This is a genomic window from Streptomyces sp. GL_148 (genome assembly GCF_057834205.1).
The window spans coordinates 4,451,029-4,471,635 of the sequence record NZ_CM174396.1 but is presented as its reverse complement, the minus strand read 5'-3'; the positions used below and the strand labels follow the sequence as shown (position 1 = coordinate 4,471,635).

The 20,607-nt window shown below is 69.8% G+C and carries 14 protein-coding genes; 3 read left to right on the top strand and 11 right to left on the bottom strand.

The window, feature by feature from the left end; genetic code table 11:
- Positions 1–15 precede the first annotated feature (15 nt).
- The 6 genes from trxB to AC3IYI_RS20560 form a co-directional block, all read right to left on the bottom strand.
- Positions 16–975, bottom strand: a complete 960-nt coding sequence (gene trxB / locus AC3IYI_RS20585) for a thioredoxin-disulfide reductase (protein ID WP_489405154.1) — start codon at positions 973–975, stop codon at positions 16–18.
- 125 nt (positions 976–1,100) lie between these two features.
- Complete coding sequence (locus AC3IYI_RS20580; RefSeq protein WP_489405153.1) at positions 1,101–2,054, bottom strand: anti-sigma factor family protein; 954 nt, start codon at positions 2,052–2,054, stop codon at positions 1,101–1,103.
- Positions 2,051–2,752, bottom strand: a complete 702-nt coding sequence (gene sigM, locus AC3IYI_RS20575; protein WP_489405152.1) for an RNA polymerase sigma factor SigM — start codon at positions 2,750–2,752, stop codon at positions 2,051–2,053. Before sigM ends, AC3IYI_RS20580 begins: the two co-directional genes overlap by 4 nt.
- Positions 2,753–2,777: 25 nt before the next feature.
- Positions 2,778–4,505: a protein kinase family protein gene (locus AC3IYI_RS20570; protein WP_489405151.1), complete on the bottom strand. Its 1,728-nt coding sequence runs from the start codon at positions 4,503–4,505 to the stop codon at positions 2,778–2,780.
- Between the two features lie 117 nt (positions 4,506–4,622).
- Positions 4,623–6,800 (bottom strand): murein biosynthesis integral membrane protein MurJ, encoded by a 2,178-nt coding sequence (gene murJ, locus AC3IYI_RS20565; protein ID WP_489405150.1) that lies wholly within the window; start codon positions 6,798–6,800, stop codon positions 4,623–4,625.
- A gap of 46 nt (positions 6,801–6,846) precedes the next feature.
- A complete protein-coding gene (locus AC3IYI_RS20560) occupies positions 6,847–9,117 on the bottom strand; it encodes a DUF6049 family protein (RefSeq protein WP_489405149.1) in 2,271 nt (756 codons plus the stop codon).
- A 187-nt stretch (positions 9,118–9,304) separates the two neighbouring features.
- On the opposite strand from AC3IYI_RS20560, the gene AC3IYI_RS20555 reads away from it, so the two are divergent.
- Positions 9,305–10,771: a CCA tRNA nucleotidyltransferase gene (locus AC3IYI_RS20555; RefSeq protein WP_489405148.1), complete on the top strand. Its 1,467-nt coding sequence runs from the start codon at positions 9,305–9,307 to the stop codon at positions 10,769–10,771.
- 101 nt (positions 10,772–10,872) lie between these two features.
- Here AC3IYI_RS20555 and AC3IYI_RS20550 read toward each other — a convergent pair whose 3' ends face one another.
- From AC3IYI_RS20550 to AC3IYI_RS20540, 3 genes are all read right to left on the bottom strand, one after another.
- Positions 10,873–12,153, bottom strand: a complete 1,281-nt coding sequence (locus tag AC3IYI_RS20550; RefSeq protein ID WP_489405147.1) for an MFS transporter — start codon at positions 12,151–12,153, stop codon at positions 10,873–10,875.
- A gap of 106 nt (positions 12,154–12,259) precedes the next feature.
- On the bottom strand, positions 12,260–13,342 hold the full coding sequence (locus AC3IYI_RS20545; RefSeq protein ID WP_250738618.1) for an inositol-3-phosphate synthase: 1,083 nt from the start codon (positions 13,340–13,342) through the stop codon (positions 12,260–12,262).
- A 49-nt stretch (positions 13,343–13,391) separates the two neighbouring features.
- Positions 13,392–13,994 carry a PadR family transcriptional regulator gene (locus AC3IYI_RS20540; protein ID WP_489405146.1) on the bottom strand — a complete coding sequence of 201 codons (603 nt, stop codon included), beginning with the start codon at positions 13,992–13,994 and terminating at the stop codon, positions 13,392–13,394.
- Between the two features lie 274 nt (positions 13,995–14,268).
- Between AC3IYI_RS20540 and AC3IYI_RS20535 the strand changes: the two genes are divergently transcribed.
- Both AC3IYI_RS20535 and AC3IYI_RS20530 read left to right on the top strand, forming a co-directional pair.
- The gene (locus AC3IYI_RS20535; RefSeq protein ID WP_489405145.1) at positions 14,269–16,809 is read left to right on the top strand and encodes a transglycosylase domain-containing protein; all 2,541 of its coding nucleotides are present in this window, start codon (positions 14,269–14,271) and stop codon (positions 16,807–16,809) included.
- A 103-nt stretch (positions 16,810–16,912) separates the two neighbouring features.
- Entirely contained in the window at positions 16,913–18,373 is a 1,461-nt protein-coding gene (locus AC3IYI_RS20530) for a glycosyltransferase family 87 protein (protein ID WP_489405144.1), read from the top strand.
- A 1-nt stretch (position 18,374) separates the two neighbouring features.
- On the opposite strand, the gene AC3IYI_RS20525 is transcribed toward AC3IYI_RS20530, so the two are convergent.
- Positions 18,375–19,406 carry an alanine racemase gene (locus AC3IYI_RS20525; protein WP_489405143.1) on the bottom strand — a complete coding sequence of 344 codons (1,032 nt, stop codon included), beginning with the start codon at positions 19,404–19,406 and terminating at the stop codon, positions 18,375–18,377.
- A gap of 67 nt (positions 19,407–19,473) precedes the next feature.
- The gene (locus AC3IYI_RS20520; RefSeq protein ID WP_250738613.1) at positions 19,474–20,592 is read right to left on the bottom strand and encodes a lipid II:glycine glycyltransferase FemX; all 1,119 of its coding nucleotides are present in this window, start codon (positions 20,590–20,592) and stop codon (positions 19,474–19,476) included.
- Positions 20,593–20,607 lie beyond the last annotated feature (15 nt).

The window sequence follows — 20,607 nt, the reverse complement described above, 5'->3', positions numbered from 1 at the left end:
TGTTGCTTGAGGGTGTCAGACCGCTGCGTGCGCCTTCTCGGCGTCCGCGAGGGCGGCGAGGAAGCGCTCGGCGTCGAGGGCCGCGGAGCAACCGGTGCCCGCGGCGGTGATGGCCTGACGGTAGGTGTGGTCGACCACGTCGCCCGCGCCGAACACACCGGTGAGGCTGGTGCGGGTCGAGGGGGCGTCGACCTTGAGGTAGCCCTCCGCGTCGAGGTCGAGCTGGTCCTTGAACAGCTCGGTGCGCGGGTCGTGGCCGACGGCGATGAAGAGGCCGGTCACGGGCAGTTCGGAGGTCTCACCCGTCTTGGTGTTGCGCAGGGTGAGGCCGGTGAGCTTCTGCTCGCCGTGGATCTCCGCGACCTCGCTGTCCCACGCGAACTTGATCTTCGGGTCGGCGAAGGCGCGGTCCTGCATGGCCTTGGAGGCGCGCAGGGAGTCGCGGCGGTGGACGATCGTGACGGACTTGGCGAACCGGGAGAGGAAGGTGGCTTCCTCGATCGCGGTGTCACCGCCGCCGACCACGGCGATGTCGTGCTCCTTGAAGAAGAACCCGTCGCAGGTCGCGCACCAGGAGACGCCGCGTCCGGAGAGGGCGTCCTCGTTCGGCAGGCCGAGCTTGCGGTGCTGGGAACCGGTGGTCACGATCACGGCCTTGGCGCGGTGCACGGTGCCGGCGGTGTCGGTGACGGTCTTGATCTCACCGGTGAGGTCCACGGAGATGACGTCGTCCGGAATCAGCTCGGCGCCGAAGCGCTCGGCCTGGCCACGCATGTTGTCCATGAGGTCCGGCCCCATGATGCCGTCCTGGAAGCCGGGGAAGTTCTCGACCTCGGTGGTGTTCATCAGGGCGCCACCGGCGGTGACGGCGCCTTCGAAGACCAGGGGCTTGAGCGAAGCGCGTGCGGTGTACAGGGCGGCGGTGTAACCGGCCGGCCCGGAGCCGATGATGATCACGTTTCGTACGTCGCTCACGGGTTGATTCCTCGTCTCTGCGGACTGCCTGCTGCCTACCGGGGGGCCGGTGTGGACTCTCACCCCACCCAACGGATCCTACGGCGCCTGCATTCCCGAGTTGTCCCCCCGGGCTTTCCGGCCGCTCAGCTCCTCGGGTAGGTGCGGGTGAGCAGGGGCTTTCCGGGAACGGCCGTGGGGTCGGTGACGCAGGCGGAGCCGACGAGATAGGCGTCGACGACGGTGGGGTCGCCGGGGTGGGGCAGGACGATGAGGAAGACGTCCTTGCCCTCGTAGGTGCCGGGTTCGAAGCCCAGGGGGGTCTCGGTGCGGCCGGTGGCTTCCTGCACGCAGGCGGGTGCCTGCAGCGCCCGGCCATCGGCTGGGGCGGGGCTAGGTTCGGCCGGAGGGCTGTTGTCCACTCCGAAGGTGTTGTTCCCCTCCCCCGCGGCCTTGTCCCCCGGGCCGCCGGACGCGAGGAGCTCGCGCACCGTGGCGGGGAGCCCCTGGGCGGTGTACTCGGGCACGGCGGACCTGGGCTGGGCGGCGGATGCCTCGCTCCGCGCGGACATGTCCTGCGCGGGGCGGTCGCCGGACATCAGGCCGGCCACCAGGACGCCGGCGGCGCACGCCGCGAGCAGTCCGCCCGCGAGAGCGATCCGGCGGCGTGCGCGACGCCGTCCGGGGCCGGTTGGGCCGGTCGGGTGACCGGAGGGCCGCAGGGCGCTGGTCTCACCGAGCGGTGCGGGGGCGGTTTCACGTGAAACATCGGCGTCGGCGACCCGTACGGCCGGCTGGTCCGGGTGGCCGGGCCCGGACTTGCCGTGCGGGGTGGTGGCGTCGAGGAGTGCTTCGGCGGCGAGGGCCGCGTCGATCCGGCCGGAGATGTCGACGGGCATCCGGGCCGGCCCGGGCAGGGTGCCGAGGAGGGACCGGATCTCCTCCAGGGAGGCACGGACGTCCGCGCACAGGGGGCAGTCGCCGAGATGGCTGCGGACCTCCACCGTGCGGGACGGGGAGAGGAGGCCTTCCGCCAGCTCGGAGATCTCCGAGACGTCAGGGTGCCCGATCGTGCCGGTCGCGCCGGTTGTGGGGTTCACGCTCGTCCACCTCCGCCCTTCACTGCGTTGGGATCCGGGGCCGGATCCCCGCGGTCTGCCGTCGGTGGGACGGTTGTCCCCGGTGTCCGGTTCCTTCCCCGCTCGGTGTCGGTGTTATCCCCGGTATGCGTGCGCAGATGAGTGAGGAGCGGGACGAGTTTCGCCCTGCCGCGTGCGCACCGGCTCTTCACGGTGCCGACGGGGACGTCGAGGATGCGGGCGGCCTCGGCGACGGGGTAGCCCTGCATGTCGACGAGGACCAGAGCGGCCCGCTGATCGGCCGGGAGGGTGCTCAGGGCCGCCAGCAGCTGCCGGTGGAGGTCCTGGCGCTCCGCGGGCGCCTCGGCGGACTCGTGGGGCTCCAGGAGGCGCTCCAGGCGGTCCGTGTCGTCGAGGGGGGACGTCCTGCGGGAGGCGGCCTTGCGGGCCCGGTCCAGACAGGCGTTCACGGTGATGCGGTGGAGCCAGGTCGTGACGGCGGATTCGCCGCGGAAGGTGTGTGCGGCCCGGTAGGCGGAGACGAGGGCGTCCTGCACGGCGTCGGCGGCTTCCTCCCGGTCGCCGAGGGTGCGCAGGGCCACGGCCCACAGCCGGTCACGGTGCCGGCGTACGAGCTCACCGAAGGCGTCCGGGTCTCCGGCGGCGTGCAGCGACAGGAGTTCCTGGTCGCTGCGGCCGCTGGGCGTGGCTTCGTTCAACGCCGGCCCCCTCCCCTGCTGTCCGTCAGCCCGTGAACTTCACGTCCGTGATGGCTTGCTTGAAGCCCGGCCCGCTGTACGTGTCGGCGCCCGCCGCCGGCATCGCCGTGATCCAGACGAGGACGTAGCGCGTGGTGACCGGGGAGTCAGTGGTCGCCTTGAGCGTGCTGTCCGACGTGGAGCTGGTCGCGATCCTCTTCATGGAGCCGACCGGGGTCGACGAGGACATGGAGTTGGCCGCGTAGAGCGTGACGTTCGTGTGGCTGCCGGCGTACTTCAACGCTATCGAAGCGCCGTTGACCGCTTGCTCGGAGCCGAGATCGTAGACGATGCCGACGCCGGCTTTGTAGTCCGTCTTCATCGCGGGGCCCTCGCGGTAGCTCTTGGTGCGCCAGTAGGTGGTGGCGTCGCCGTCGAAGGTGTTTCCCACGTTGGTGGGGTCCTGGGCCAAGCCGTCGGGAAAGTACTCCTGGGCGCCCTTGATGGAGAGGAGCGTGGGCTCCTTCTTCTCCGGGACGTCGTCGGCCGTCTCATGCGTGGTCTGGCTGCCGCTGGTGCTGCCCTGGTTGCTCCGGTTGAGCAGGGTGTCGGCGAGCTGCCAGCTGCCCAGTCCGAGGGCGGCGATCAGCAGGGCCGCTACGCCCCACTTGAGGACGCGGCCGGTACGGCTCTGCAGGGGCGGCGGCGGAGGAACGACGGTGAGGACCTGCGCGGTGGGCATGCCGGGGCCCTGGGGCCTGCCGTAGCTGCCCTGCTGGTAGGTGGTGTGCTGGTACTCCGGAGGCGCTGTGAAGGTGGGCTCCGGCGGCCGGATGCGGGGCATCGCGGCCACGGCCTTGGAGAGCTCTTCCGGGGTGGTGCAGGCGGGTTCCTGCCGCGATGCGGTGGCCCCGTCGTTGGCGAGGGCACGCATGGCCAGCTCGCCCAGACCGCGGTGCACGCCCGCGCGGACCTGGTCGGGGGCGATCAGGCCGACGCCCTTGGGCAGGCCGGTGAGGCCGTAGGCGTCGTTCTCGTACGGCCAGCGCTGGGTCAGCGCGGCGTACAGGAGGGCGCCGATGGCCTCGGTGTCCGAGCGCTGCGGGGTCTCGCTGGTGATGCCGCGCAGGGCGGCGTTCACGGCGAGGCCGCGGATGCGGTACTGGCCCGAGGAGGTGCGCAGTATCGCGCTGGGGGTCAGCCGCAGGTGCGCCAGGCCCTCGCGGTGCGCGGCGGCCATGGCCTGGGAGACCTGGCTGACGAGCTGGTAGGCCTCGTGCGGCTCCATGGGGCCGGCGGCGAGGACCGCGGTGAGCTCCGTGGCGTCGGGGAGCCACTCGTGGACGACGTAGACGAGGTCGTTCTCCTCCACGGCGTCCAGGACCTGGACGAACCGGGGGTCGCCGAGCAGGGCCGAGGAGCGGGCGGCGGCCAGGACGGCGCGGGCCCGCGCGTGGTCGGCGGGCAGCAGGTGGACGCCCACGGCCCGGCGCAGTTTCTCGTCCATCGCACGCCAGCTGCTGAATCCGTCCAGACGGGTGACGCACTCTTCGAGCCGGTAGCGTCTGGCCAGCTTGTGGCCGCTGTGCAGCTCGGGCGCGGCAGCGGGTGCCGCGTTCCTGCGATCGCCGTCCTTCTCGGGCATGGTTCCGTCCGCGGCTTGTCCGTTCTCGGTGTCCACCCCGTCGGCCGTGGCCTGGGCCGTCTCTGCGGCCAGCGGCTCGTCGCCGCCGTTGTCGGCCACGTCGACGGCAGCCGTGCTACGTTCCGCCACCGTCGTCCCCGCCTCCCCATCCGTTGCGCGCTGTCGGCCAGTCTGCGAAGCCATGCCAATTGTGCCCACAGTCCACCGATCTGCACGACACGCCAGGGAGCAGGATGGTTGTACGCATCAGCGTCCCAGGCGTCCGCGGACCATCCCGACCATGGCGTTGAGTTCTTCGATGCGCATCCGCTTGGCGGCGACGAGGAACACCGCCGCCAGGGAGATGCCGCCGGCCACCAGGGCGGTGAGGGAACCGAGTGCTCCGCTGCCGATGAAGTGCAGGACGGCGTAGGCGACGGCGCCGGCCACGGCCGCGGCCGGGACGCAGGCGCCGATGAGCCGGGTGTAAGTGCGCATCACGTGCGCCCCGTCGAGGTCTCCGCCCAGGCGGGTGCGCAGTCGGCGCCAGGCGACACCGACACCCACGGCGTAGCCGAGGCCGTAGGCGGCGGCCATGCCGACGACGGCCCAGCGGGCGGGGAGCATGAAGAAGGCGACGGCTGACATGCCCGCGTTGACGGCGGCCACGATGACCGTGTTGTAGAAGGGCGTCCGGGTGTCCTCGTAGGCGTAGAAGCCGCGCAGGACCACGTACTGGACGGAGTACGGGATCAGTCCGAGGCCGAAGGCCATCAGGATGAAACCGATGTTCTGGGCGCTCTCCGCGCCGGAACCGGCGTAGAGCAGGCCGGCCATCGGGACGCCCAGGGCGAGGAACGCGAAGGCGCAGGGCACGATCGCGACGGCGGAGGTGCGCAGTCCGTAGGAGATGTCGTCACGGACCGCGGCGGCGTCGCCGTCGTGGGCGGACCGGGAAATGCGCGGCAGGACGGCGGTCATGACGGAGACGGTGATGATGGCCTGCGGCATCTGCCAGAGCAGCAGGGCGTAGTTGTAGCCGGTGATGCCGGTACCGCCGTGGCCCTGCTTGTCGGCCAGCTCGCCCGCCCAGGTGGCGAACTGGGTGACGACGATGAGGCCGATCTGGTTGGCGAGGACGAAGAAGAACGTCCACTTGGCCAGGCCGGCGGCCTTGCCGAGGCCGTGGCCCTTCCAGTCGAACCGCAGGCGCGGCTTGAAGCCGGCGTCGCGCAGGTAGGGAAGCATCGCCAGGGACTGGACGACGAGGCCGAGCAGGGTGCCCAGGCCCAGCAGCCGGACGCCCTCGGGAGTGATGCCGGCCTCGGTGACCCCCGTGGTGGTGAAGCCGCCGAAGGCCCAGATGAAAGCGCCGAAGGTGGCGATGACGACGATGTTGTTGAGGACCGGGGTCCACATCATCGCGCCGAACCGGCCGCGGGCGTTGAGGATCTGACCGAGGACCACGTGCACACCCATGAAGAACATGGTGGGCAGGCAGTAGTGGGCGAAGGCGACGGCGACGTCCAGCCGCTGCGGGTCGTCGGCGATCGTCTGCGACATCATGCCGATGAACAGCGGGGCCGCGAGCACACAGACCACGGTGACGGCGCCCAGCAGGACCATGACGAGGGTCAGCAGCCGGTTGGCGTACGCCTCTCCCCCGTCCTCGTCGTTCTTCATCGCGCGCACCAACTGCGGGATGAAGACGGCGTTGAGGGCGCCGCCGCCGACCAGGACGTAGATCATCGTCGGCAGGGTGTTGGCGACCTGGTAGCTGTCGTTGAGGGTGGCGACGCCGATCGCTCCGGCGATCACCAGGGTCCGCATGAAGCCGGTGATGCGGGAGACGATGGTGCCGGCGGCCATCAGGGCGCTGGACTTGAGCAGACTCGAGGCGCGTCCGGCGGGCTTGCTCGGTGCCGGCGCGGCCACGGGCGCGTCCTCGGCCGGGGTGCGGGGCGCCGCGTCCTGGTCCCGGTAGAGGTGGGCGAAGGCGTCGGGACGGGGGTCCTGGTCGGCGGCCTTGGTCACGAGGGAGTCCACGCCCACGAACTGCGTCGTCGTGGCGTGGTCGCCGTAGGGCAAGTGCCGTGACGGGCCGTCCGGCTCGGGCGGCGGGGTCTGGGCCCATACCCGGGGGTCCGGGGCGTACGAGGGGGCCGGCGGGGCCGCGTAGAGCGGACCGGGCTCCTGGAAGGTGCCGGGCGGTGGCGGGGGGTGCGAGGCCCGGTCGTACAGGACCTCTGCCACCGGGTCTTGGGCGGACAGGTCCTGCGCCCGGTACGGGTCGTAGGCGTAGGCGTCCTGGACATAGGGGTCGTGGTCCGGCGCTGGTGCGGGCGCGGGAACCTGTCCCGGCACCGGGGCGCCGGGGGCAGTGCCCTGGGAGGGCGCGGGCCCGCCAGTGCCCTGCGCACGGTCACCTTCGTACGGCGCGTTCATCGAAACCCCACCTCATCGTCCCCAGGCCGACCGGCCACGGCGTCGCTCAACGGTCCACTGTCTCACCCGTGCCGGACGGGTCCGCGCTTTGCGGTCCGGTGTCCGGGGACTCGTCACTCTGCTGCGTGCTCTCCTCGGCGGCGGCGCGTGCCGCGACACGCTTGCGGCTGGCGTACATCTTGATGCCGGCCAGCACGAGGAGGAGGACACCGCCTGCGATGACGAGCATGACGGTCGGGGTCACCTCGGTGGCTTCGACGGTGAACGTGCGGGCCTTCCCGTAGGGCACGCCGTCGATGGTGAACAGCTGGGCCGTCACCTCGACCGGGCCGCTCGCGGTGGCGTTTGCGGGGAATTTCACGGTCTGGCTGTGCCCGCCCTGGACCGCGACCTGCTGCTGGGACTCCCCGCTGTCGCCGAACATCAGCCGGGTCGGGTTGGCGGACCGCACCCGCAGGACCAGGTTGTGGGTGTCCTGGACGAGGCTGTTCTGGACGCTCACGGGGATGGTCGCGCTGTGTCCGGAGAGCGTCGCATCGGACTTGGGAATGATCTTGACCTTCTCGGTCAGACCGATCAGGTACCGCTGCACCTGGTCCCGGTAGTCCCACGCCGCGTCGGGGCGGCCGCGCCAGGAGGCGGACATCTCCCGGTTGGTGGTGTTGCCGAAGGGGATCTCGACGCGGTCGGGCGCGGTCAGGATCACCTTGAAGGCGTCGAGGGTCGTCTCGGTGGTGCGGATCTTCTCGAAGGCGGAGACCGGCAGTTCCTGCTTGCTCAGCGCCTCGGGGTACTGGCCGGCTCCCGGGACCTGCGTCGCGGCGCGGGGGTCGGGAGTCGCGGCGGCCGCCGCCTCCAGGTCCACGGCCTGGCTCCAGCGGCCCGCCTGCAGACCCCGTATGGCGGCGGCCATCGTCTGCACTTGGCTGGAGCTGGGCATCCGCTGCGGGGCGACGACGACGCTGCGCTGGTTGTCGGTCTCCTGCAGGTTCAGGGCGAGGGTCTGGGCGAGGAACTTCTGCACCGCGAGGGTGGAGTTCCCGGCGTGGAGCACGTCGCCCTCGAAGGCGGTGGAGAGATCGGCGTCGGCGACGACCGCCGTGGTGCCCGCGCCGATGGGCCGGGCGGCCGACGGGGTGTAGCCGAGGGCGCCCGTCTCCTGGAGGCTGTCGCTGCGGGTGAGGACGTTGTGGGCGCCGGCCGAGGTCGCGACGTTGACGATCGACGGGTCGATCGCCCCGTCCACGGGCCAGGAGAAGTCGGTACTCGCGGGGACGTGCAGGACGGTCTCGACGGCCTGCTTCGCCTTGTCGGTGGCCGGCCGCAGCTGTCCCAGGGTGCCGGACACGTCCTTGCCGCGGTGGGCGAGCGAGGCGATGTCAGGATCGGCGAAGGGCAGTGCGACGACCTTCTTGCCCTGGACGGCGCTTTCCAGCGAGCTCAGCCACTGCTCGGCGATGGCCTTGTTCTTGCCCTGGACGGTCCGGCCGTCCGGGGTGCGGACCCGGTAGCCCTTGGTCATGGCGTCGACGGTGTAGAGCAGATCCGGGTCGATGAGCCAGGTGATGGGGAGGTCCTTGCCGAGGGTGACCATCTGTTCCAGACGGCCGCCCGGCCTCAGCTCGTCGGCGAGGCTGTCGTCGAGGAAGACGGGGGTCTGCAGCTCGTCCGAGCCGGTCTCCGAGGTCAAGTGCGTGGTGGAAATCAACGGCCACACGTACGCGAGCTGGGACCGCTTGGCGGCCGCCTCCGGCTGCCAGGGCAGGAAGGTCCGCTTGATGCCGAGGACCTGCTCGTACTGGCGGCTCTCGGTCTCCCCGGACAGGGAGACGCCGAGCTGGTAGACGCCGTCCTCGTCCAGGTCCAGCTTGTTCACCGGAACCTTGAGGGTGAACGGCTGGCCGACCTTCGAGGGCAGCGAATCGATCTTCACGGCGAACTCGGCACCGACCTCCGCCGGGTCGGCGCCCGCCCGGAATCCGCCACGCTCGGCGGCCTCGTCGATGGAGCTGCGGTCCCCCAGGGCAGGCCCGACCCGCAGGCCCACGTGTGCGTCGGTGATCTTCTCCGGGCCGTTGTTGATCACGGTGCCCGAGATGGTGAGGGTGTCGCCCTTGACCGGGGCGCTCGGTGTCATGGTGTCGAGCTGGACGTCGACGGCGGCGGCCGCCGTTTCGGCTGCCTGGGCTTCGGGGGCGTGCGAGTAGACCAGGCCGGCGAGTACCGGCGTCCCGGCGAGCAGGACGACCGCGCGCCGCAGCCAGCGTCGCCGGGCAGGAGCGAGGGGTGCCCCCTGGATGTCTGCCGCCTCGGCCAACGCGCTCGCCCGTCCCTCGAAGTGTCAGTGGTCGTCGTTTGTGCGTCCACGCATGGTAACGAGGCCCGCTGTGCGCGAGTGCCGCGCCTTGCTCCACATGATCGGGTCCGCCCCGGGGTGGCCGCGGGCCGGGGTGGCCGCAAAACGCGGGAGCTCCCGGCGGGCCGGGCACGTACCCTTTTCTGTTGTGCCGAACGCCAACGAAGACAACCCCAGTGTCCTGAATCACGGGCAGGCCCGCGCGGTGAGTGAACTGCTGCGGATCGCCCCTGTCGCCGACGAGCTCGGCCGCCGCTTCCAGGAGGCGGGATTCCGGCTCGCCCTGGTCGGCGGGTCCGTCCGCGACGCGCTGCTCGGGCGCCTCGGCAACGATCTCGATTTCACCACCGACGCCCGCCCCGAGGACGTTCTCAAGATCGTCAGGCCGTGGGCCGACTCGGTGTGGGACGTCGGCATCGCCTTCGGCACGGTCGGTGCGCAGAAAGAAGCCCGCGTCGGAGACGCTGATCGAAGCTTCCAGATCGAGGTGACCACGTACCGCTCGGAGTCCTACGACCGGACCTCGCGCAAGCCCGAGGTCTCCTACGGCGACTCGATCGAGGACGACCTCGTCCGCCGCGACTTCACGGTGAACGCGATGGCCGTCGCGCTCCCCGAGAAGGAGTTCGTGGATCCGTACGGCGGCCTGGAGGACCTCCGGGCGGGCGTGCTGCGCACCCCGGGCACGGCCGAGGACTCCTTCTCCGACGATCCGCTGCGGATGCTGCGGGCGGCGCGGTTCGCCGCTCAGCTCGACTTCGAGGTCGCCCCGGACGTGGTGGCGGCGATGACGGAGATGTCCGGCCGCATCGAGATCGTCTCGGCCGAGCGGGTCCAGGCCGAGCTGAACAAGCTGCTGCTGTCCGCGCACCCGCGCAAGGGCCTGGGCCTCCTCGTGGACACGGGGCTGGCCGAGCACGTGCTGCCGGAGCTGCCGGCGCTGCGTCTGGAGAGCGATGAGCACCACCGGCACAAGGACGTCTACGACCACTCGCTGATCGTGCTGGAGCAGGCGATCGCGCTGGAGCAGGACGGCCCGGACCTGGTGCTGCGGCTCGCGGCGCTGCTGCACGACATCGGCAAGCCCCGGACCCGCCGGTTCGAGAGCGACGGACGGGTCTCCTTCCACCACCACGAGATGGTGGGCGCGAAGATGACCAAGAAGCGCATGACCGCACTCAAGTACTCCAACGACATGGTCAAGGACGTAGCCCGGCTGGTGGAGCTGCACCTGCGCTTCCACGGTTACGGGGACGGGGAGTGGACCGACTCGGCCGTGCGGCGCTATGTCCGCGACGCCGGTCCGCTGCTGGACCGCCTGCACAAGCTGACCCGCTCCGACTGCACCACGCGCAACAAGCGCAAGGCGAGCGCGCTCTCCCGCACCTACGACGGGCTGGAGGAGCGTATCGCGCAGCTCCAGGAGAGGGAGGAGCTGGACGCGATCCGGCCCGACCTCGACGGCAACGAGATCATGCGGGTCCTCGACGTGGGTCCCGGCCCGGTGATCGGCAAGGCCTACGCGTTCTTGCTGGAGCTGCGGCTGGAGAACGGCCCCATGGAGCACGACGCGGCGGTCGCCGCCCTCAAGGAGTGGTGGGCCGCACAGGGCTGAGCGCCTGAAGGTCTGGGCACCAGAGGGTCTGAGCGCCTGAAGGTCCGGGCGTCCCGATGTTTCACGTGAAACATCGGGACGGAGACCCGGTCGTGCTCCGGTCAGGGCGATGTTTCACGTGAAACATCGCCCTGACGCATGAGGAGAGCCGCGGTAGCGGCATAGAGCGTCGCCACCCCGAGGATCAAGGGGACGGAGTGCCCGTCGAGGGGGAGCACGAGAGCGGCCACCCCGGCGGCCCCGACGAAGGCGGCGTTGAAGAGCACGTCGTAGACGGAGAAGACGCGGCCGCGAAAGGCGTCGTCCACCTGGGACTGCACGACGGTGTCGGTGGAGATCTTGGCGCTCTGGGTGGCCAGGCCCAGCACGAAGGCGGCCGCCAGCATCGGTCCGGGCGCGAAGAACAGGCCGAGCGCCGGCACCAGCACCGCGGCGCTCGCGGCGCAGAGGGTGATGGAGCCCAGGGCGCCCAGCCGGCCCACCAGCCAGGGAGTGATGACGGCGGCCGCGAAGAACCCGGCCCCGGAAACGCCGACCGTGACCCCCAGCAGGGCCAGCCCGTCGGCCTCGTTGTCCGACCAGGCGTAGCGGCAGAGCATGAGCAGCGTGACGAACAGGGCCCCGTAGCAGAACCGCATGACGGTCATGGCGGTGAGTGCCCGGGCCGCTTCGCGCCGGGAGGACAGGTGCCGCAGGCCCTCGGCCAGGCCCCGCACGGTGAGGGCGATCCCCTGGCGGACCGTCGGGTTGATCCGGCCGGGAGGGTGGTCGGGTCCGAGGAGGTCCAGGGCCAGTCGCAGGGAGACCAGGGCAGCGCACAGGTAGAGGCCGGCTCCGAGGAGGACGACCAGGGCGTCGGAGTCGTCGGCCAGTACACGGACGAGGAAGGCCAGGCCCCCGCCGGCGACGGCGGCGAGCGTTCCCGCAGTGGGTGAGAGTGCGTTCGCGGTGACCAGCTGGCCGGGTGCGACGACCCGCGGCAGGGAGGCGGCGAGCCCGGCCAGGACGAAGCGGTTGACCGCGGTCACGGACAGGGCCGAGGCGTAGAAGAGCCAGTCGGGGACGTGCGCGACGATCAGCATGCCGGTGACGCAGGCGAGGAAGGCCCGCAGCAGGTTGCCGTAGAGGAACACCTGGCGGCGGCGCCAGCGGTCCAGCAGGACTCCCGCGAAGGGGCCGATCACCGAGTAGGGCAGCAGGAGCACCGCCATGGCGGAGGCGATGGCCCCGGGAGAGGCCTGCTTCTCCGGGGAGAAGACGACGTAAGCGGCCAGTGCGACCTGGTAGACCCCGTCGGCGGCCTGGGAGAGCAGCCGTACGGCGAGCAGGTTGCGGAAGTCCCGCAGACGCAGGAGTACGCGCAGATCACGCACGACAGCCATGGGGGCAAGGGTCACATACGCGGAGGGTCCCCGGGCGCATTGCCCAGGGACCCTCCGCGGAAGCACAGCCGAAGTCCAGGCGTCCTTGCGGACGCCGGGGGTTCGACTAGCGCTCGACCTCGCCCTTGATGAACTTCTCGACGTTCGCGTAGGCCTCGTCGTCGAAGTACTGCACCGGCGGGGACTTCATGAAGTAGCTCGAAGCCGACAGGATCGGGCCACCGATACCGCGGTCCTTGGCGATCTTCGCGGCGCGCAGGGCGTCGATGATGACACCGGCGGAGTTCGGGGAGTCCCACACCTCGAGCTTGTACTCGAGGTTCAGCGGGACGTCGCCGAAGGCGCGGCCTTCGAGGCGGACGTAGGCCCACTTGCGGTCGTCGAGCCACGCCACGTAGTCGGACGGGCCGATGTGGACGTTCTTCTCGCCGAGCTCGCGGTCGGGGATCTGCGAGGTGACGGCCTGAGTCTTGGAGATCTTCTTCGACTCGAGGCGGTCGCGCTCCAGCATGTTCTTGAAGTCCATGTTGCCGCCGACGTTGAGCTGCATGGTGCGCTCAAGACGGACACCGCGGTCCTCGAACAGCTTCGCCATCACGCGGTGCGTGATGGTGGCGCCGACCTGCGACTTGATGTCGTCGCCGACGATCGGGACACCGGCCTCGGTGAACTTGTCGGCCCACTCCTTGGTGCCGGCGATGAAGACCGGGAGGGCGTTGACGAAGGCGACCTTGGCGTCGATGGCGCACTGGGCGTAGAACTTCGCCGCAGCCTCGGAACCGACCGGCAGGTAGCAGATCAGGACGTCGACCTGGCGGTCCAGAAGGGTCTGGACGATGTCGACCGGGGTCTCGGCCGACTCCTCGATCGTCTCGCGGTAGTACTTGCCCAGACCGTCCAGGGTGTGGCCGCGCTGAACGGTCACGCCCGCACTCGGGACGTCGCAGATCTTGATGGTGTTGTTCTCGCTGGCGCCGATGGCGTCCGAAAGGTCGAGGCCGACCTTCTTCGCGTCGACGTCGAACGCGGCGACGAATTCGATGTCGCTCACGTGGTAGTCGCCGAACTGGACGTGCATCAGACCGGGGACCTTGGCCGCCGGGTCGGCGTCCTTGTAGTACTCGACGCCCTGCACCAGCGAGGCGGCGCAGTTGCCTACGCCGACGATGGCTACGCGAACCGAACCCATTCCGGTTGCTCCCTGTTTGTTCTCGGACGAGGCCTGCGAGATGCAGACCTCACTTTGTGGTTTCGTCGGACGGACCGGGTCGTCTCTGATCCCGTCCCGCCCGCTCACTCTCGATGAGCTCGTTCAGCCAGCGCACTTCGCGCTCCACGGATTCCATGCCGTGGCGTTGCAGCTCGAGCGTGTAGTCGTCGAGCCGCTCGCGTGTGCGAGCCAGCGAGGCGCTCATCTTCTCCAGGCGCTCCTCAAGGCGGCTGCGACGGCCCTCCAGCACCCGCATGCGCACTTCTCGTTCGGTTTGACCGAAGAAAGCGAAGCGGGCGGCGAAGGACTCGTCCTCCCAGGCATCGGGGCCCGTGTGGGAGAGGAGCTCCTCGAAGTGCTCCTTACCTGCTGCCGTCAACCGGTAGACGATCTTGGCGCGGCGCCCTGCGAGTGAAGCGGCGAGAGCGTCTTCCGGGGCATTGCCCGGCTCTTCGATCAACCAGCCGTTGGTGACGAGCGTCTTGAGACAGGGGTAGAGCGTCCCGTAGCTGAACGCTCTGAACACCCCCAGTGAGGTGTTGAGCCGCTTGCGCAGCTCGTAACCGTGCATGGGGGATTCGCGAAGCAGGCCGAGAACAGCGAACTCGAGGATGCCTGAGCGCCTGCTCATCCGCTTGCCCTTCCCCAGTCTCGGAGTCTTTATGTCGAGCTGATGTATCGGCTCGATACATCCAGACGATAGAACGGGTGGCCGCCCGCTACAAGTGGCGACACGGTGACCGGCGTCACATCACTGATTTGACGGAGGCAAGTTGCCTGATTTGGGGTGAACTTCGGCACTGATTGGCTTTTGGGCGTGCGTAGTCTGTGCGCCATGACACCGGGGGGACCGGAACTCACCTGCCGCTTCCAGGCCACTCGCCTGCCCGAGGAGTAGTCGTTCGATGAGCGAGCACCGCCGCAAACCGCAACAGCCCCAGAGCGGTGGCCGCGCCGCCGCCCGCAAGGCTGCCCAGCAGCGCCCCTCCAGGGGCGCCGGTTCCGGGCGTGACGTCCCCACCGCGTCACCCAGCGGGCCGTATTCACCGCAGCCGGGTCACGGCAGCCGGTCGGACGCCCGGAGATCCGCCGGCCGCGGCTCGGCGGGACGGGGCCGGGGCGCCGCCGCAGCCGCGGGCGCCGGCCGCCCCAAGCGGTTCATCAACTATCCGCGCGGCGAAAAGGCCGGCTGGAAGCGCTTCGTCCCCTCCTGGAAGCTCGTCAGCGGTACGGCCCTGGGCTTCTGCGCGATCATCACGGCAGGCGCCGGCATCGGCATCGCTTCGGTGGACACACCCGACGTGAACAAGACGGCCGAGGCGCAGAACAACGTCTTCTACTGGGCGGACGGCACCCAGATGGTCGCGACCGGCGGGTCCGTCAACCGCCAGATCGTCCCCATCGGGAAGATCCCCCGGTCCATGCAGAACGCCGTGATCGCGGCGGAGAACGAGTCCTTCGAGTCGGACAAGGGCGTCGACCCGATGGGCATCGCCCGCGCCGTGTGGAACATGGCGAAGGGCGGATCCACCCAGGGCGGCTCCACGATCACCCAGCAGTTCGTGAAGAACCAGTACCTGGACTCGGACCAGACGCTCAAGCGAAAGGTCACCGAGCTCTTCATCTCGATAAAGCTGGGTGTCAACGAGGAGAAGAGCGAGATCCTCGCCGGCTACCTGAACACCGCCTACTACGGCCGCGACGCCTACGGGATCCAGGCGGCCGCGCGTGCCTACTTCGGCAAGGACTGCGACAAGCTGACCCCCTCCGAGAGCGCCTTCCTCGCCGCCGTACTCAAGGGCCCCAACCTCTACAACCCCGACGGCGGCATCGGCGCCGCGGCCGCGCCCGAGCAGAACACCAAGCGGGCCCAGGACCGCTGGGCATGGGTGCTGGAGCGCGAGGTCAAGGTCGGGCGCATGCAGCAGGCGGAGCGGGACCAGTTCAAAACCTTCCCCCCGCTGATCGAATCCGCTCAGGCCGCCGGCATGTCCGGGCAGATCGGCTACCTGGTCGATACCGCCAACCTCTACCTGTCGAAGACCAAGGGCATCAAGGTCGAGGACCTGGCCAAGGGCGGCTACCGGATCCACACCACCTTCCAGAAGAAGAAGGTGGACGCGCTGGTCAAGGCCGTCGAGGGAACCCGGGACGGGATGCTCGACGAGAAGAAGCGGCCCAAAACGGACACCTTCGTCCAGTTCGGCGCGGCCTCGGTGGACGTCAAGAGCGGCGCTCTCGTGGCCCTGTACGGCGGTCCCGGCATCGACAAGAAGCACTTCAACAACAACGCCAACACCTCCGGCGTCCAGGTCGGCTCGACCTGGAAGCCGTTCGTGCTGGCCGCGGCCATGCAGTACGGCACGCAGAACTCGGACGGCGAGGGAATCTCGGCCGACAGCAAGTACATGGCCAGCGACCTCACGGTGATCAACAACCGTGCGGGCCAGCCGCTGCGCGACGGCTCCGGCAAGCCGTTCCGGCAGAAGAACGAGAGCCCGACCGATTACGGCTACGTAACCTTGAACAAGGCGATGGAGGACTCCATCAACGTGCCCTTCGCCCAGCTCGTCTTCGACGTCGGCCACCGCAAGGTGAAGGACGTCGCCGAGTCCACCGGCATCCTCCCGGAGTCCTTCGACCCGAACGACAACGCCTCCTTCGCGCTGGGCACCTCGACCCCCAGCGCCATCCGCATGGCCGACTCCTACGCCACCTTCGCCGCCTCCGGAATCCACCACGATCCGTACTCGGTGAGCAGCGTCCAGAAGAACGGCAAGGACCTGCCCAACTTCGGGCCCCCCAAGGGCTCGCGGGCCATGGACAACTCCATCGCGGACAACATCACCAAGGTCCTGCGCAACGTCGTCGAGAAGGGCACCGGTACGAAGGCCAAGAAGCTGGGCCGGCCCGCCGCGGGCAAGACCGGTACCACCGACAAGAACATGTCGGCCTGGTTCGTCGGCTACACCCCCGAGCTGTCGACCTCCGTGGCCCTGTTCCGCTCGGACCCGAGCGCGAAGAAGAAGGAACTGATCTCGATGGAGGGCGTGGCGGGCATTCCCTCCCTCCACGGTGGTGACATCCCGGCAGAGATCTGGACCAAGTACATGAAGGAGGCGCTGAACGGCGTCCCGGAGTCGGACTTCCCGGAGCCCGACGAGCTCGGTGTCGTCGCGGACGCCTCGGGCGCTCCGTCGCCCTCCCCCTCCATGTCCCGCTCCCCCTCGCCGTCTCCGTCGAACTCCCCGTCCCCGTCCCCGTCCCGGTCCCCCAGCCCGAGTCCTTCGCGCGGCGCCAAGCCGACCTGCAAGCCGTGGGCCATCTGCGATCCGGACCCCAGCCCCAGTTCGTCCCGGTCGCCCTCGCCCTCGCCCAGCAAGACGCGCGACAGGCCGAGCGGCGGTACCGGAGACTTCCCGATAGGGGGCTCCACGGGGGGCTGACCGCAGGCCTCACGACACGGACGGAGAGGGCCGTCGCACCCAGTGCGGCGGCCCTCTTGCCTGTGCCATGGGAGAGGGCGGCGCCGTACGGCAGGATGTGCGCATGACGAAGGTGCACGAGGACAGCCCCGTACTGCCCACCCAGCAGGACGAGGTGGCCGCCGCGGGGAGTGAGTTCATCGGCGGCCCGCTGGGCCGATACGCCCGGCTGGGCGGCCACTGGCTGACCCCGGTGCGGGTCGTCGTGCTCGTCGCCCTGGGGATGTTCGCGCTCGGCATGGTGCAGAAACTGCCCTGCTACGACTGGGCGTGGTTCCGCGGGGCCGGCTCCCAGTACACCCACGCCTGCTACTCGGACATCCCGCACCTCTACGTCGTACGCGGCTTCGCCGACGGCCTCACCCCGTACTTCGACCGGATCCCCGGCGACATGCAGTTCCTGGAGTACCCGGTGCTCACCGGGCTCTTCATGGAGATCGCCTCCTGGATGACTCCCGGCAGCGGCTCCATGCAGCACCGGGAGCAGATGTACTGGATGGTCAACGCGGGCATGCTGATGGTCTGCGCCGCCGTGATCGCGGTGTGCGTGGCCCGCACCCATCGCCGGCGGCCGTGGGACGCGCTGCTCTTCGCCCTCGCACCCGCCTTCGCGCTCACCGCGACCATCAACTGGGACCTGCTGGCCATCGCCCTGACCGCCGCCGCGATGCTCATGTGGTCGCGGGGCGGGGCGCGGTCCTTCGGTGTCCTGATCGGCCTGGCCACCGCGGCCAAGCTCTATCCCGTCCTGCTGCTCGGGGCCGTGTTCGTGCTCTGCTGGCGGGCCGGGAAGTGGCGTGCGTTCGGCGAGGCGGTCGGCGGCGCCCTGGTCGCCTGGCTCGTGGTGAACCTGCCCGTGATGTTCTTCGCCTGGGAGGGCTGGCAGAAGTTCTACACCTTCAGCCAGGAGCGGCCCATCGACTTCGGGTCCGTGTGGCTGCTGATCTCCCAGCGCTCCGGGAACCCCCTCGAAGGCGCCAACACCTATGCGACGGGCCTGACACTGCTGCTGTGCGCGGGCATCGGGCTGCTCACCCTGACCGCGCCCCGCCGCCCCCGCTTCGCGCAGCTGGCCTTCCTGCTGGTGGCGGCCTTCATCCTGGTCAACAAGGTCTACTCGCCCCAGTACGTGCTCTGGCTCATCCCGCTCGCCGCGCTGGCCCGGCCGCGCTGGCGCGACTTCCTGATCTGGCAGGCCGGCGAGGTCGTCTACTTCCTGGGGATCTGGTTCTACCTCGCCTACACGACCAGCGGGGACAAGCACCAGGGCCTGCCCCTGGAGGGCTACCAGCTGGCCATCGCGGCCCACCTGCTGTGCACGCTCTACCTGTGCGCGGTGGTCGTACGCGACATCCTGCTGCCCGAGCGGGACGTGGTGCGGCGTGACGGATCGGACGACCCCTCCGGGGGCGTCCTGGACGGCGCCGAGGACGTCTTCACGCTCCTGCGGACGCCGAAGGCGCCGCAGGACGCGGCGCCTTCGGAGGGTCAGCGGGTGGAGTGGGGCGCGCGCCCCGGGGAGTGACTCAGGCGTCGAGCACCCGGTCGAACTGCGTGGTGGTGTGGCGCAGGTGCGCCACCAGCTCGTCGCCGACCTTCGGCTCGGGAGAGTCCGACGGCACGAACAGGATGGACACCTGCATGTGCGGCGGCTCGGCGAACCAGCGCTGCTTGCCCGCCCACACGAACGGCGACAGGTTCCTGTTGACGGTGGCGAGTCCGGCGCGGGCGACGCCCTTGGCGCGCGGCATCACCCCGTGCAGGGCCTTGGGGGCCTCCAGGCCGACTCCGTGGGAGGTGCCGCCGGCGACGACGACCAGCCAGCCGTCGGAGGCGGCCTTCTGCTGCCGGTAGCCGAACCGGTCGCCCTTGGCGACGCGGGTGACGTCGAGGACGGCGCCGCGGTACTCGGTCGCCTCGTGGTCGCCCAGCCACAGCCGGGTGCCGATGCGGGCCCGGAAGCGCGTCTGCGGGAACTGCTGCTGCAGCCGCGCCAGCTCCGAGGCCTTCAGGTGGCTGACGAACATCGTGTGCAGCGGCAGCCGGGCCGCGCGCAGCCGGTCCATCCAGCCGATGACCTCCTCGACGGCATCGGAGCCGTCAGGGCGGTCCAACGGCAGGTGCAGGGCGAAGCCCTCCAGCCGGACGTCCTCGATCGCCGTGTGCAGCTGGCCGAGGTCCTGCTCGGAGATCCCGTGCCGGCGCATAGAGCTCATGCACTCGATGACGACACGGGCGCCGACCAGGCCGCGTACACCGTCCAGCGAGGACACCGAGCGGATGACCCGGTCCGGCAGCGGCACCGGCTCCTCACCGCGCCGGAACGGGGTGAGGACGAGCAGGTCACCGCCGAACCAGTCCTTGATGCTGGCGGCCTCGTACGTCGTCCCGACGGCGAGGACGTCGGCGCCCATTCGGGTCGCCTCCTCGCAGAGCCGCTCGTGACCGAAGCCGTAGCCGTTCCCCTTGCAGACGGGGATCATCCCGGGGAACTGGTCCTGGATCTGCTTCTGGTGCGCACGCCAGCGCGCGGTGTCGACGTAGAGCGTGAGCGCCATGCCCGTCCGGAGCCTCTCTCGATGAGCTGCGTGGTGCAGCGGTGCGGTGTGTGTGGATGGGGCGGGGTCAGCGACGCGACATGTAGATGTCGAGTGCCTTGTGCAGCAGCTTGTTGAGCGGGAAGTCCCACTCGCCGACGTACTCGACGGCCTCGCCGCCCGTGCCGACCTTGAACTGGATGAGGCCGAACAGGTGGTCGTTCTCGTCCAGGGTGTCACTGATGCCGCGCAGGTCGTAGACGCTTGCGCCGAGCGCGTAGGAGTCGCGCAGCATGCGCCACTGCATCGCGTTCGAAGGACGGACCTCGCGCTTGTGGTTGGCGGAGGCGCCGTACGAGTACCAGACGTGCTGGCCGACGGTGAGCATCGTGGCGGCGGCCAGCGGCTCCCCCTCGTGCGTGGCGATGTACAGCCGCATCCGGTTGGGATCCTCGGCGTTGAGGGCCGTCCACTGGCGCTGGAAGTAGCTGAGCGGGCGCGGGCGGAACTTGTCGCGCTCGGCCGTGACCTCGTACAGCTTCTGCCAGGTCGGCAGGTCCTCGTAGCCGCCCTGGACGACCTCGACCCCGGCCTTCTCGGCCTTCTTGATGTTGCGGCGCCACAGCTGGTTGAAGCCCTTGAGGACGTCGTCCAGCGAGCGGTTGGCCAGGGGGACCTGGAAGACGTAGCGGGGCTGGACGTCGCCGAAGCCGGCGCCGCCGTCCTCGGCCTGCTGCCAGCCCATCCGGCGCAGCTTGTCGGAGACTTCGAAGGCGCGGGGCTCGATGACGGAGGCCTCCACGTCGCGCAGGCGCTTGACCTCCGGGTCCTGGATACCGGCCTTGATGGCGGTCGAGTTCCAGCGGCGGATGACGACGGGCGGGCCCATCTTCACGGTGAAGGCGCCCTGCTGCTTGAGGTGCGCCAGCATCGGCTGGAGCCACTCTTCGAGGTTGGGGGCGTACCAGTTGATGACCGGGCCCTCGGGGAGGTACGCGAGGTACCGCTTCACCTTGGGCAGCTGTCGGTACAACACGAGTGCGGCGCCGACGAGTTCGCCGGACTGGTCGAACCATCCGAGGTTCTCGGAACGCCACTCGTTCTTCACGTCGGCCCACGCCGGGACCTGGCAGTGGCTAGCCGAGGGCAGGCTCTGGAGGTAGCCCAGGTGCTGCTCTCGGCTGATGGTCCTCAGGGACAGGCTCATGCGGGGCGTCTCCTC

Coding starts and splice junctions, on each gene's coding strand:
- AC3IYI_RS20530 (WP_489405144.1), top strand. CDS start 16,913: ATGACGAAGGTGCACGAGGACAGCCCCGTACTGCCCACCCAGCAGGAC.
- AC3IYI_RS20540 (WP_489405146.1), bottom strand. CDS start 13,994: ATGAGCAGGCGCTCAGGCATCCTCGAGTTCGCTGTTCTCGGCCTGCTT.
- murJ (WP_489405150.1), bottom strand. CDS start 6,800: ATGAACGCGCCGTACGAAGGTGACCGTGCGCAGGGCACTGGCGGGCCC.
- AC3IYI_RS20520 (WP_250738613.1), bottom strand. CDS start 20,592: ATGAGCCTGTCCCTGAGGACCATCAGCCGAGAGCAGCACCTGGGCTAC.
- AC3IYI_RS20550 (WP_489405147.1), bottom strand. CDS start 12,153: ATGGCTGTCGTGCGTGATCTGCGCGTACTCCTGCGTCTGCGGGACTTC.
- AC3IYI_RS20535 (WP_489405145.1), top strand. CDS start 14,269: ATGAGCGAGCACCGCCGCAAACCGCAACAGCCCCAGAGCGGTGGCCGC.
- AC3IYI_RS20525 (WP_489405143.1), bottom strand. CDS start 19,406: ATGGCGCTCACGCTCTACGTCGACACCGCGCGCTGGCGTGCGCACCAG.
- AC3IYI_RS20545 (WP_250738618.1), bottom strand. CDS start 13,342: ATGGGTTCGGTTCGCGTAGCCATCGTCGGCGTAGGCAACTGCGCCGCC.